General features: G+C 68.0%; 10 protein-coding genes and 1 pseudogene. All 11 read right to left on the bottom strand.

From position 1 onward, the window contains the following. Nucleotides 1–266: pseudogene (locus tag HMPREF3067_RS11210) on the bottom strand (hypothetical protein); the annotation flags it as partial. Next, a complete protein-coding gene (fmt, locus tag HMPREF3067_RS03605; protein ID WP_070768361.1) occupies nucleotides 263–1234 on the bottom strand; it encodes a methionyl-tRNA formyltransferase in 972 nt (323 codons plus the stop codon). The gene fmt and the pseudogene HMPREF3067_RS11210, both read right to left, overlap by 4 nt. Nucleotides 1235–1356: 122 nt before the next feature. Continuing rightward, the gene (gene def / locus HMPREF3067_RS03600; RefSeq protein ID WP_070768360.1) at nucleotides 1357–1887 is read right to left on the bottom strand and encodes a peptide deformylase; all 531 of its coding nucleotides are present in this window, start codon (nucleotides 1885–1887) and stop codon (nucleotides 1357–1359) included. Between the two features lie 35 nt (nucleotides 1888–1922). Continuing rightward, entirely contained in the window at nucleotides 1923–3956 is a 2034-nt protein-coding gene (locus HMPREF3067_RS03595) for a primosomal protein N' (protein WP_070768359.1), read from the bottom strand. Nucleotides 3957–3967: 11 nt separating this feature from the next. Continuing rightward, nucleotides 3968–5197: a methionine adenosyltransferase gene (gene metK, locus HMPREF3067_RS03590; RefSeq protein ID WP_070768358.1), complete on the bottom strand. Its 1230-nt coding sequence runs from the start codon at nucleotides 5195–5197 to the stop codon at nucleotides 3968–3970. A 131-nt stretch (nucleotides 5198–5328) separates the two neighbouring features. Next, nucleotides 5329–6615 (bottom strand): bifunctional phosphopantothenoylcysteine decarboxylase/phosphopantothenate--cysteine ligase CoaBC, encoded by a 1287-nt coding sequence (gene coaBC / locus HMPREF3067_RS03585; protein WP_070768357.1) that lies wholly within the window; start codon nucleotides 6613–6615, stop codon nucleotides 5329–5331. A gap of 123 nt (nucleotides 6616–6738) precedes the next feature. Next, nucleotides 6739–7041 carry a DNA-directed RNA polymerase subunit omega gene (rpoZ, locus tag HMPREF3067_RS03580; RefSeq protein WP_070768356.1) on the bottom strand — a complete coding sequence of 101 codons (303 nt, stop codon included), beginning with the start codon at nucleotides 7039–7041 and terminating at the stop codon, nucleotides 6739–6741. Nucleotides 7042–7082: 41 nt separating this feature from the next. Beyond that, entirely contained in the window at nucleotides 7083–7652 is a 570-nt protein-coding gene (gene gmk, locus HMPREF3067_RS03575; RefSeq protein WP_070768355.1) for a guanylate kinase, read from the bottom strand. 8 nt (nucleotides 7653–7660) lie between these two features. After that, complete coding sequence (gene mihF / locus HMPREF3067_RS03570; RefSeq protein ID WP_070768354.1) at nucleotides 7661–7981, bottom strand: integration host factor, actinobacterial type; 321 nt, start codon at nucleotides 7979–7981, stop codon at nucleotides 7661–7663. Nucleotides 7982–8220: 239 nt separating this feature from the next. Then, nucleotides 8221–9090, bottom strand: a complete 870-nt coding sequence (gene pyrF / locus HMPREF3067_RS03565) for an orotidine-5'-phosphate decarboxylase (protein ID WP_070768353.1) — start codon at nucleotides 9088–9090, stop codon at nucleotides 8221–8223. Further along, a complete protein-coding gene (gene carB / locus HMPREF3067_RS03560; protein WP_070768352.1) occupies nucleotides 9071–12415 on the bottom strand; it encodes a carbamoyl-phosphate synthase large subunit in 3345 nt (1114 codons plus the stop codon). The genes pyrF and carB overlap by 20 nt, the downstream gene beginning before the upstream one ends. Nucleotides 12416–12437: the final 22 nt, after the last annotated feature.

Here is a 12437-nt window from a genome sequence, read left to right as displayed (position 1 = left end):
GCCTGCGCGCGCTCGTTTAGCCGCTGCCCGGAGCCGCCCTGCCGACCGGCGCGGTGGGACGAGCCGGCGCCGGCTCCCCCACGCCCCTGCCGGTGGCCGCGGTTATCGCGGCTGCCGCGGAAGTCCTTCCCTCCGCGAGGATTGCGCCCGCCGCCGCGACCGTTACCGCCGCGACCGTTGCCGTCACGATTCTGGCCGGATCCCTGGGTGGACTTGCCCTTCGGCTTGTCCCCCGACTTCGAGCGGGAACGGAAACCACCACTCATTCGAAGACCACCTTTCCATCGATCTGGTTGAGGCCCCGGGACCAGGCCGCGGCCTCCATCATCTTCTTGCCCGGCGGCTGGATGTTGCCCAGCTGCACCACGCCGCTGCCGGTGCCGACGAAGACGGCTTCCTTGGCCACGTGCAGCTCGCCCGGCTGCAGCTGTTCCAGCTGGTCACGGTCCGGGCGGGCGTCGCCGTCCAGACTGACGGGCGTCAACGGCCCCAGCTTCACGCGCTTGTCGCCCCACAGGGTCCACGCGCCCGGGGCCGGGGTGTGGGCGCGCACGGTGCGGTCGATGGCAAAGGCCGGGTCCTGCCAGCGGATGCGGGCATCGTCCTTGGAGATCTTGGCGGCGTACGTCGCCTCACCCTCCTGGGCGCGCGGCGCGGCCTGACCGCTTTCTAGCAGGTCCATCGTGGCCACCAGCAGGTCGCCGCCGGTATAGGCCAGCCGGGTCAGCAGATCATCGGCGGTGTCGGTGGGCTGGATTTCCTCCGTGACGGTGCCGAGGATCTCCCCGGTATCCAGGCCCTCGTCGATCCGGAAGGTCGTCGCGCCTGTGATGTCGTCTCCGGCCGCGATAGCGGCCTGGACCGGCGCCGCACCCCGCCAGGCGGGCAGGAGGGAAAAGTGCAGGTTCACCCAGCCGTGCGGGGCCACTCCCAGCAAGTCCGGGGTGATCAGGTTGCCGTAGGCCACGACCGGGATGGCCGCAGGTTCCAGCTCAATGAGCCGGCGGCGCAGCTCCTGGCCGTCCTCGGTGCCCGGCTTCAGGGTGGTCGGCGTGAGCACCTCAATGCCGTGGCTTTCCGCGTAGGCCTTGACGGGGCTGGGGTGCAGGCTGCGCCCGCGCCCGCGGCGCGCGTCCGGCCGCGTGATGACAGCTACGACCTCGTGCTCGGATGCGATGAGCTTTTCTAAGGCAACCACTGCCGGCTCTGGTGTCCCGGCAAAAACAATGCGCATGACGGTTTGGCCCTCGTCCTTCCCAATTGTCCTCTAGCTCCCGGCCGGCCGCAGGTTTTACGGACAACCCGGTTTACCTTCGCGTTTGGCGTTGTCTCTCCAATGATACGGACTGGTGCCTCCTAACGGTTAAACCAGTCCGCGGAGCGAATGGCCGCCATTGCCTCCCGGCGATCCTCGGTGCTCAGGTGCGCTAGGAACAGTACCCCGTCGAGGTGATCCGACTCGTGTTGGATGCAGCGCGCCAAGAGCCCGCCGGTTAGCAGGCACACCGGCCGGCCCCACTCGTCCGTTCCGCTGACCACCACCCGCTCGTGCCGCGGCACGGTGCCGGGCACCCCGGGGATGGACAGGCAGCCTTCGCGCCCGAGCACCAGCGTTGCGGCTTCCCCGTCGGCGCCGGGGAGGACCGGCGCCCAGGAGGGGTTGACCAGCACGCCGCGGCGGCGCGCGCTGCCATCCGGGCAGTCGTAGACGAAGACCCGCTGGGTCACGCCCACCTGATTGGCGGCCAGCCCGACGCCGCCGGCCTCATCCATGGTTTCGAGCATGTCCCGGGCCAGCGCGCGCAGCCCCGGGCCGAAGGAGGTCACCGCGTCCGCCGCGGTGTTGAGCACGGGATCGCCGAAAAGGCGGATCTGTCGCAACGTCATGGTCGTTGTCCCTTTCTCGCGGCTAGCGCGCCGTTTTAGCCAATATGGATCGGATCTACCTGGATGCGCAGGGGCGCGTCGTCCTTGCGGGAAGTGCGCGCTGCGTTCGCCTGCCGCAGGGAGCGGCCGAGCTCGGAGCGCGGCCCCAGCGGGGTGCGCACAAGCACCCGTTGCGGCGCGCCCAGGCGCTGTTCATCGTAGTCGCCGGGTAGTTTCAGCCCCGGCGGCAGAGGCACCGGGCCGAGGATCTCCGCGTTGGCGGGCAGCTCGGCAAGTTCCAGGAAGCCGTCCAAGGCGGCGTCCGGACCGTCGATGGCAGCCATGTGCACCGCCGGCGGGAAGCGCACCTCGCGCCGGCTGGACAGCTCCGCGTGGGCGGCGCCCGCGAAGTCCCACTCGGCCAGGTATTGCACCAACGGCAGGTCTGGGTCCGCCGCGACGATGACCTCGCCGCCTTGGCCGGCCGGGGCGGCGAGGCGGGCGGCGCGCGCCCACTTGGCCAAGGCGTCCTCGCCGGCGCGCAGGTCCTGGCGGTTGAGCAACGCGCTGGTGTCCATCAAGATTACGGCGCCGTACAAGCCGCCGCGCACGGCCGGCTCCGCCCCCGGTGTCGCGACCACCAGCTGCGGGGAGTGTTCGACATCCTCGAGGACGCGGTTGCCGCCGGAGACCTTGACCCGCACCGAGGGGAACGCCCGGCCGAATTCCTCGGCGGTGCGCTCCTGCCCCAGCACGATGGCGCGCAGCCGGGGCGAGCCGCACTCGCTGCAGCGGTGATGGGCGGCGATCCGGCCACACCAGCGGCAGGTCGGGGCCGAAGCCTGCCCCGCCGCGCCGGCTCCTTTCTCCGGCGGCAGGCCGATGGGCCCGTTGCAGTGGCGGCAGCGGGCCGGGGCGCGGCAGTTTCCGCAGGCCAGAATCGGCATGTACCCGGCCCGCGGGGACTGCACCAGGACGGGCTCGCCGCGGTCCAGCGCGCGGGCCATCGCCTGGAAGGCCGGGCCCTGCAGCCGGGTAGTCCCGCCTTCGGTGTTGCGGGACAAGTCGATGCCGTAAGTACCGACCGGCAAGACCGCGGGCATCCGGGCGCGCAGGGTGGCCGGGGCCGAGACGAGGTCGTGCATCCAGCCGGCCTCGACCAGCAGTTGGGTCTCCGCGGTGCGGGAGAAGCCGGCGATGATAAGCGAGGCGGACTCCTGGGCGGCACGCGTGCTTAAGACCTCGCGGGCGTGGACATAAGGCTTGACGTTGTCGACCAGGTTGTCGTTGCCGTCGTCGACCACCACGGCCAGCCGCAGGCCCTTCACCGGAGCGAAGGCGGCCGAGCGGGTCCCCAGCACGATTCGGGCCTGGCCCTTGACCGCGGAGAGGAAGCGGCGGTAGCGCGCCTGCGGGCCCAGGCTGTTGGACAGCACGGTGATCTGCTTGGCGGAGACGTACTCGCGCAGGCTTTCTTCCAGCTCGTCGAGCTGGCGCTGCGTCGGTACGACGAGCAGCACCGCGCCGCCGTCGATGGCGACCTTGGCGCTGAGCGCCGCTAGCGGACGGTGCCAATCGTTGCCGGGGGCCATCTGCCAGGCCGCGCGGGCGGGGTTGCCGCCTAGGACGTAGTCCACGAAGGACTGCCCATGGACATAGCCGGCCCAGTCGGACAGGTCCGGCTCCGTGGTGCTACCGATCTCCTCCCACGGCGTGGAAAAGTCCGCCTCCTCGGCCTTGGCGTGGCGCGGCGGCAGGGCCGAGCGGATGATATCGGAGCGCACCCCGCCGTAACGATCGGCTAAGGATTCGACCAGGGCGGCCAGCTGGGGCGGGTAGACCACGAAATCCGAGATGACGCGCTCGATAAAGCGCAGCTCGCCGCTGAATTCCGGGGTCGGCTCGCGGCTTAGCACCAGGGCATCGCACAGCCGCCCGGCGAAGCGGATGCGCACGCGTACGCCGGGCTGCGCGGCCGCCGAGTCAGCCTCGGTGACGTAGTAGTCGAAGCCGCGGTCCAGGTGGGAGATGCCCAATAAAGGCAACACCCGCGCCACCGGTTTGGTGGCAGCGGGTGTCTTGGGTGGCATAGGCCCCGATTCTACAGTCCGGCGGCAGCGCGCAGGGCGGCGGCCCGCTCGGTCGACTCCCAGGGCAGGTCAACATCAGTGCGCCCGAAGTGGCCGTAGGCGGCCGTCTGGCGGTAGATGGGCCGCAGCAGGTCCAGGTCGCGGATAATGGCGGCCGGGCGGAGGTCGAAGACCTCGTCGACGGCGGCCTGGATGGCGCCATCGGTCAGGTCGCCGTGGGCGGTGCCGAAGGTCTCCACGTACAGGCCCACGGGCTTGGCGCGGCCGATGGCGTAGGCCACCTGTACCTCGGCCTTATCCGCCAGGCCGGCGGCCACGATATTCTTGGCCACCCAACGCATGGCGTAGGCCGCCGAGCGGTCGACCTTCGACGGGTCCTTACCGGAGAAGGCACCGCCGCCGTGGCGGGCCATGCCGCCGTAGGTGTCGACGATGATCTTGCGTCCGGTCAGGCCTGCGTCGCCCATCGGGCCGCCCAGGATGAACGAGCCTGAGGGGTTAACCAGCAAGGTGGTGCGCTCAGAGTCGTAGAAGTGCGCCAGGCCGGCGTCCTCGATGACCCACTCGACCACGTGGGTGCGCAACTTCTCGGCCAGCTCCTCCTGGGTGATCTCCTCGTCGTGCTGGGTGGAGATAACAATGGTGTCTAGGTGCTTCGGGTTGCCGGCGTCGTCGTAGGCGAAGGTGACCTGGGTCTTTCCGTCCGGGCGCAGGTGGTCGACAATGCCTTCCTTGCGGACCTGGGTCAGACGGCGCGCCAGGCGGTGGGCCAAGGCGATGGGCAACGGCATGTACTCGTCGGTCTCGTTGGTGGCGTAACCGAACATCAAGCCCTGGTCGCCGGCGCCAGCCTGGTCGTCCGCCTCGAACTCGTCGCCGGAACGGACCTCGGTGGACGAGTCAACGCCGGCGCCGATCTCGGCGGACTGCTCGCCGATGGCGACGTTGACGCCGCAGGTATTCCCGTCGAAGCCGACGTCAGAGGAGGTAAAGCCGATCTCAGTCAGGGTGGAGCGCACCAGCTGCGGGATTTCGACGTAGGTGGAGGTGCGCACCTCCCCGACCACGTGGACCTGGCCGGTGGTGACCAGGGTTTCGACGGCAACGCGCGCATGCGGATCCCCGTCCAGCATGGCGTCCAGGATGGCGTCGGAGATGGCATCGCAGATCTTGTCTGGGTGACCTTCGGTTACAGACTCGCTGGTAAATAGGCGGGTCGCCGGGGTGGCGTTGTCTGACACGTATTTATCCTTTTCTACGAAGTACAGTCTTTTTCAGCTCGGCTGACGCGTCAAGCTTTAACAATCCCCCACCATAGACCAAGCAGTCTATAAGGGCAACCTAGTCTGTCTGTGAGTAAGCAACCTCACGCCTATCTCTCCGCGCCCCTCACACGGTCCACCGCGGCCAGGATCTGAGCCGCGACGACCTGCTTAGTCCCACGAGCCACCTCCTGCGGCTCGACACCCGGGGTCAGCAGCCAGCCCTGGTTGTCGAGCTGACCGAAAACCTTGCCGTGCCCGACCTCGTTGGCCATAAGCACGTCGCAGCCCTTGCACTTTAGCTTGGCTTGCGCCAGCTCGACGGCGGTGTGGTTTTCGTCTCCCGTCTCCGCGGCGAAGCCGACTAGGACCTGGTGCGCCGGCAGCTCTCCCGCCGCGCGACGGTCCACCAGGGTCTTGAGAATATCCGGGTTTTCCACCAGCTCGAGGCGGGAGAGGTCCGCGTCGTCTGCGCCCTTTTTCATCTTGGACCCGGCCACGGTGGCCGGGCGGTAGTCGGCCACGGCCGCGGACATGATGACCACGTCGGCGTCCGCGGATTCGGCCTCCATGGCCTCCAGCATGTCCCGGGTCGAGGTCACCCGCACCACGCGGGCGCCGGCCGGGACCGGCAGGTGCTCCACGTTGCCGGCGACCAGGACGACCTCGCCGCCGCGCTGGCTGGCCACCTCGGCCAAGGCAAAACCCTGGCGGCCGGAGGAACGGTTGCCCAGGTATCGCACCGGGTCCAGGTCCTCCTGGGTGCCGCCGGCGGAGATGACCACCTTCGTGCCCTGCCAGTCGGCGTGCGGGGCGTAACCGGCCAGGGTCGTGCGGGTCAGCTCCGCGATCTGCGCGGGTTCCAGCAGGCGGCCGGCGCCGGAGTCAGAGCCGGTCAGCCGCCCGTGCGCCGGGTAGAGCACCGTGACCCCGCGGCGGCGCAGGGTGGCCACGTTCTCCTGGGTCGCAGGGTGGTTCCACATCTCCGTGTGCATGGCGGGGGCCACAATCACCGGGCAGGTCGCGACCAGGACGGAGGCGGTGAGCAGGTCGTCGGCGCGCCCCGCGGCCAGGCGGGCGATGAGATCCGCGGTCGCCGGGGCGATAACAATCGCGTCGGCCTGCTGGCCGAGCGAGACGTGCTGGACCTCGTCGACGGCGGTGAAAACCGAGGTATCCACCGGGTGGCCGGACAGGGCCTCAAAAGTCGCGGCGCCGACGAACTTGAGCGCGTTCGGGGTCGGGATGACCCGCACGTCGGCGCCGTGCTCTTTCAGGTCGCGCACCAGGTGGCAGGCCTTGTAGGCGGCGATCCCGCCGGCCACACCCACCAGGATGCGCGGGGTAGGTGCCGCCGGCTGGCGGGTTTCTTGCTGTTGTCCGTTCTGCTCAGTCACAGCACCTCATTGTACGCACTGGGTCCGCTCCCCCGGCGCTGCGCGGTCCCCAGAGCGCGCAAAAACCTCCCGGCAGGGCGGGATGCCTGTACCGGGAGGTGTGCTGCGCGGAACGCGAGTGGCCTAGTTGCCTTCCTCGTGGTCCAGCAGGCCCGCGTCGATCTCACGCAGGGCGATGGACAGCGGCTTTTCGCCGGCTTCCGGGGTGACCAGCGGGCCGACGAACTCGAACACGCTATCACCGTGGTTCTGGTAGTAGCTGTTGATCTGGCGAGCACGCTTCGCGGCGAAGATCACCAGGGCGTACTTGGAAGATACCTTGTCCAGCAGCTCATCGATCGGCGGAGCGGTGATGCCCTCGGGGGCGTCGAATACCGGCTCGGCCTTTACTGCCTCAGCGGTGTCATTGGTGGTCACGTTAGTCACATGCACCTTTTCGTTGAATTGCGGATACTTGAATACTGACTCTAACCTTGCAGGATAGCACTGATGGCGGCGACCGCCTCTTGCAAGTCCTCGTTGACCACCACGTGGTCGAACTCGTCTTGGGCTGCTAGCTCTTGCCGTGCGGTTTCCAGCCTACGCTCGATAACGTCCTGCGGTTCCGTGCCCCGGCCGGTCAAGCGGTCCACCAGCGTCTCCCACGACGGGGGCGCTAGGAAGACCAGCTGCGCCTCGGGCAGCGCTTTCTTGACGGCACGGGCGCCGGCCAGATCAACTTCGACCAAGACCGGGCGGCCTTCGGCCATCGCGTCCTTCACGGGCTGCGCTGGCGTACCCGACCGCTGGAGCCCGCCGTGGATCTCTGCCCACTCGAGCATCTCGCCGGAGTCGATACGCTCTTGGAACTGTTCCGGAGTGACGAAGAAATAGTCAACCCCGTCTTGCTCACCAGGACGGGGTTGCCGGGTCGTCATGGACACGCTGAAATACAGCCGGTCCACTCCGGTGCGTAGGCGCGAAACCACCGTGGATTTACCCACTGCGGACGGCCCAGCCAGTACCACTAGCCGCCCGCGCTTGGTTGCACCAGACATGACGGGACTTAGGAGGAGTAGCCGAAGCGCTCCAGCAGGGCGCGACGCTGGCGCTCACCCAGGCCGCGCAGGCGGCGGGTCTGAGCAATCTCCAGGTCTTCCATGATTTCCTTAGCCTTGACCTTGCCCACCTTCGGCAGTGCTTCCAGGAGAGCGGAGACCTTGGTCTTGCCGATGATCTCGTCGCTTTCTGCCTTGTCCAGAACTTCCTTCAGGTTGGTAGCGCCGCGCTTCAGATCAGCCTTCAGCTCAGCGCGAGCCTTACGGGCCTCAGCAGCCTTAGCAAGGGCTTCCTTACGCTGCTCATCGGTCAACTTTGGAAGGGCCACAGGGTTTCCTCCGATTCGTTAGATTGATTTTGACGTCCAGTACATGAATACCAGATTCCGGAGCCAGTACCAGCGCATTACACGCAAGCACGCGCTCCGACTTCTGGCAATCCTAGCACTGCTAGTAAATCGATGACGCTACCGGGCTTGGTGTCAGACACCGTTTCAGCACGTCATCGAGGTGCGGTTACTAAAATACCAGGTTAGGCCCGGGGGCGATAATCGGCCCGACGGGTTTTCTAATCCCGGAATTCCGCCGCGGTGAATTCCACTGCTTTTCGCAGGTCATCCACCTTAGGGCCGCGCTCCAGGATGGCGCGCGAGACATTCGCGAAGCCCAGTTCGGCCCGCCCGGCAACGATCGCGCGGACCTGCTCGGGGCCAGCACCTTGGGCGCCCACGCCCGGCAGCAGGACCGGCCCGTTGAGCTGGCCCAGCTCCGGCGGGGTATCCAGCGTCGCGCCGACCACCACGCCGATATCCCCGGCCTGACCCGACCGGTCGGTCGCGTTGCGCTCGGCGCAGGCATCCACCACGGACTGGGCCACGGTGCGGGAGCTACCCGGCTCCTGGAATCCCTGGAGGCGGCGCGCCTCAGGGTTGGAGGTAGCTGCCAGCACGAAGATGCCGCGCCCGGTTGCCCGCACGGCTGCGAAGGCCGGCTCCAGGGCGCCTACGCCCAGGTACGGGCTCAGCGTAACCGCGTCGGCCCGCAGGGGCGAGTCCTCGCCCATCCAGGCGTCGGCGTAGCCGGCCATGGTGGAGCCAATATCGCCGCGCTTGGCGTCCGCCACGCTCAGACACCCGGCCTCTCGCAGGCCGGATAGGGTCTCTTCCAGGGCCGCCAGGCCCGCCGAGCCGAAGCGCTCGTAGAAAGCCACCTGCGGCTTGACCAGCGCGGCCACCGGCGCGAAGGCCTCCACGCAGCGGCGGCTAAATTCGCGCACGCCGACGGCGTCTACGCCTAGGCCCCACTGCTTAAGCAGGTACGGGTGCGGGTCGATGCCGACGCACAGCCGGCCGCGTTCCTGGCCGGCGGCGACCAGCCGCTCACCGAAGCCCGGCCCAGGGTTGACGGGCTGCTGCTGGCTACTTGTTGACTGGGGCATGCTTGAGCTCCTGCAGCGCGCGTACCTCGAAGTTGCCCTGGCGCTGCGCCTCGAGCGCCTGGACGCCGGCGGTCACGCCCTGGACGGTGTTAATCAGCGGCACGTCCACCTCGACGGCGGCGGCGCGGATCTCGTAGCCGTCGTGGCGGGAGCCGGAGGAACCGGCCGGGGTGTTGATAATGAGGTCAACCTCGCCGTCCAGGATGCGGTCCACGATGGACTTGCCCTCTGCCCCGCCGCGGATGTCCGAGGACTTGAGAACCGACTCGCACTCGATGCCGTTGCGGCGCAGGATGGAGGCGGTCCCTTCGGTGGCCAGGATCTTGTACCCCATCGTCGACAGGCGGTGGATCGGGAAGATGAGCGTGCGCTTGTCGCGGTTGGCCACGGAGACGAAGACTGAGCCCTCCTTCGGCAGCTTGGCAAAGCCGGCGGTTTCCGCCTTGAAGTAGGCGGCGCCGAAGTTGTCGGCCAGGCCCATAACCTCGCCAGTGGACTTCATCTCCGGCGACAGCAGGGTGTCCAGCATGGAGCCGTCCGGGCGGCGGAAACGGTTGAAAGGTAAGACCGCTTCCTTGACCGCCAGCGGGTGTTCCATCGGCAGGGCGCCGCCGTCGTAGCTTTCCGGCAGCATGCCCTCGGCGCGCAGGCCGGCAATGGTCGAGCCCATCATGATGCGGGCGGCGGCCTTCGCCAGCTGCACGCCGGTCGCCTTGGAGACGAACGGGACCGTGCGGGAGGCGCGCGGGTTGGCCTCGATGATGTAGAGCACGTCGTCCTTGAGCGCGTACTGGACGTTCATCAGGCCCTTGACGCCGATGCCCTCGGCGAGCTTGCGGGTCGACTCGCGGACCTTCTCGATGTCCTGCGGCCCCAGGGTCATCGGCGGCAGCGAGCAGGAGGAGTCGCCGGAGTGGATGCCGGCTTCCTCGATGTGCTCCATGACGCCGCCCAGGTAGACCTCCTCGCCGTCGCACAGAGCGTCGACGTCGATCTCGATGGCCGAATCCAGGAAGCGGTCCACCAGCACCGGGTGGTCTTCGCTGAGCTCGGTGGCGCGCTCGATGTAGGACTCCAGGGAGGGCTCGTCGTAGACGATCTCCATGCCGCGCCCACCCAGGACGTAGGACGGGCGTACCAGGACCGGGTAGCCGATGTTGGCGGCAACCTCGCGGGCCTCGGCGAAGCTGGTGGCGGTGCCGAACTCCGGCGCCGGCAGCTCGGCGGCCGCCAGCACCTTGCCGAATTCGCCGCGGTCCTCGGCCAGGTTGATGGCCTCCGGGGTGGTACCCACGACCGGCACCCCGGCCTCGGCCAGTCGCTCAGCCAGGCCCAGCGGGGTCTGGCCGCCGAGCTGGACGATGACGCCGGCGACCGTGCCGGAGGTGGACTCGGCGTGGTAGATCTCCATGACGTCCTCGAACGTCAACGGCTCGAAGTAGAGGCGGTCGGCGGTGTCGTAGTCCGTGGAGACGGTTTCCGGGTTGCAGTTGACCATGACGGTCTCGTAGCCTTGGCGCGACAGCTCGAGCGCGGCGTGCACGCAGGAGTAGTCGAACTCGATGCCCTGGCCAATGCGGTTCGGGCCGGAGCCCAAGATGATGACCTTGTCGCGCTCGCGCTGCTCGGCCACCTCGGACTCGGCGTCCGGGTCCAGCTCGTAGGCCGAGTAGTGGTACGGGGTCTGGGCCTCGAACTCGCCCGCGCAGGTGTCCACTGTCTTGTAGACCGGGCGGATGCCCAGGGACCAGCGCAGGGAGCGCACGCCGTCCTCGCCGGCGAACTCGGTTCGCAGCGCGGCGATCTGGGCGTCCGACAGGCCCAGGTACTTGGCCTCGCGCAGCAGGTCGGCGTCCAGGACTGGGGCCTCCAGCAGCTTGGTACGGAAGGCCACCAGCGCCTGCAGCTCGGCCAGGAACCACGGGTCGATGCCGGAGGCCTCGTGGACCTCGTCCACGGTAGCGCCCAGGCGCAGGGCCAGCTCGGCGTCGTACATGCGACCCTCGGTCGGGGTGCGCAGGTCCTCCAGGACGGCGTCCTTGTCGCCGGCGCGCTCGCCAGCGAAGAACTTATCGTCGGTGGTCCAGAAGCCCGCGGGCTTGTTCTCCAGCGAGCGCATGACCTTGTTCAGTCCGGAGATGTAGTTGCGGCCGATGCCCATGGCCTCGCCCACCGACTTCATGGTGGTGGTCAGGGTGTCGTCGGCGCCCGGGAACTTCTCAAAGGCAAAGCGCGGGGCCTTGACGATGACGTAGTCCAGGGTCGGCTCGAAGGCCGCCGGGGTCACGCCGGTGATGTCGTTGGTGACCTCGTCCAGCGTGTAGCCGATGGCCAGCTTGGCGGCCAGCTTGGCGATCGGGAAGCCGGTGGCCTTGGACGCCAGTGCGGAGGAACGCGACACGCGCGGGTTCATCTCGATGACGATGATGCGCCCGTCCTCCGGGTTCACGGCGAACTGGATGTTGCAGCCGCCGGTGTCCACGCCCACGGCGCGGATGATGGAGATGCCCAGGTCGCGCATCTTCTGGTACTCGCGGTCGGTCAGGGTCAGCGCCGGGGCCACGGTGACCGAGTCGCCGGTGTGCACGCCCAGGGCGTCGACGTTTTCGATGGAGGCGATGACCACGACGTTGTCGTCGCCGTCGCGCATGAGCTCAAGCTCGAATTCCTTCCAGCCGAGGATGGACTCCTCGATGAGCACGTTGGCCTCCGGGGAGGCGGCCAGGCCGCCGCCGGCGATACGGTCCAGGTCCTCGTAGCTAAACGCCAGGCCGGAGCCCAGGCCGCCCATGGTAAACGACGGGCGGACGACGACCGGCAGGCCCAGCTCCTCGACGGTGGCGTGGACCTCGTCCATGTTGTAGCAGACCGCCGAGCGGGCGGACTCGCCGCCGACGGAGGCGACGATGTCCTTGAACTTCTGGCGGTCCTCGCCGCGCTCGATGGCGTCGATGTCCGCGCCGATGAGCTCGATGCCGTATTTGTCCAGGATGCCGAGGCGGTCCAGCTGGATCGCCGCGTTCAGGGCGGTCTGGCCGCCCAGGGTGGCCAGGACGGCGTCGATCCGGTGGCCTTCCTCTATCTCCTTGACGAAGATCTTCTCGATGAACTCCGGCTCGATGGGCTCAACGTAGGTGTGGTCGGCGAATTCCGGGTCCGTCATGATGGTGGCCGGGTTGGAGTTGACCAGGGTTACCCGCAGGCCTTCCTCCTTGAGCACGCGGCAGGCCTGGGTGCCGGAGTAGTCGAACTCGCAGGCCTGGCCGATGACGATGGGTCCGGAGCCAATGACCAGGACGTGGTTAATATCGTTGCGCTTAGGCATGGTTTCTTTGCTATCCTTCCTG

The sequence above is a fragment of the Corynebacterium sp. HMSC04H06 genome, assembly GCF_001815935.1.
GTDB lineage: Bacteria > Actinomycetota > Actinomycetes > Mycobacteriales > Mycobacteriaceae > Corynebacterium.
This window is presented reverse-complemented; position numbering and strand designations above follow the sequence as displayed.

Coding starts and splice junctions, on each gene's coding strand:
- fmt (WP_070768361.1), bottom strand. CDS start 1,234: ATGCGCATTGTTTTTGCCGGGACACCAGAGCCGGCAGTGGTTGCCTTA.
- def (WP_070768360.1), bottom strand. CDS start 1,887: ATGACGTTGCGACAGATCCGCCTTTTCGGCGATCCCGTGCTCAACACC.
- HMPREF3067_RS03595 (WP_070768359.1), bottom strand. CDS start 3,956: ATGCCACCCAAGACACCCGCTGCCACCAAACCGGTGGCGCGGGTGTTG.
- pyrF (WP_070768353.1), bottom strand. CDS start 9,090: ATGCCCCAGTCAACAAGTAGCCAGCAGCAGCCCGTCAACCCTGGGCCG.
- carB (WP_070768352.1), bottom strand. CDS start 12,415: ATGCCTAAGCGCAACGATATTAACCACGTCCTGGTCATTGGCTCCGGA.
- gmk (WP_070768355.1), bottom strand. CDS start 7,652: ATGTCTGGTGCAACCAAGCGCGGGCGGCTAGTGGTACTGGCTGGGCCG.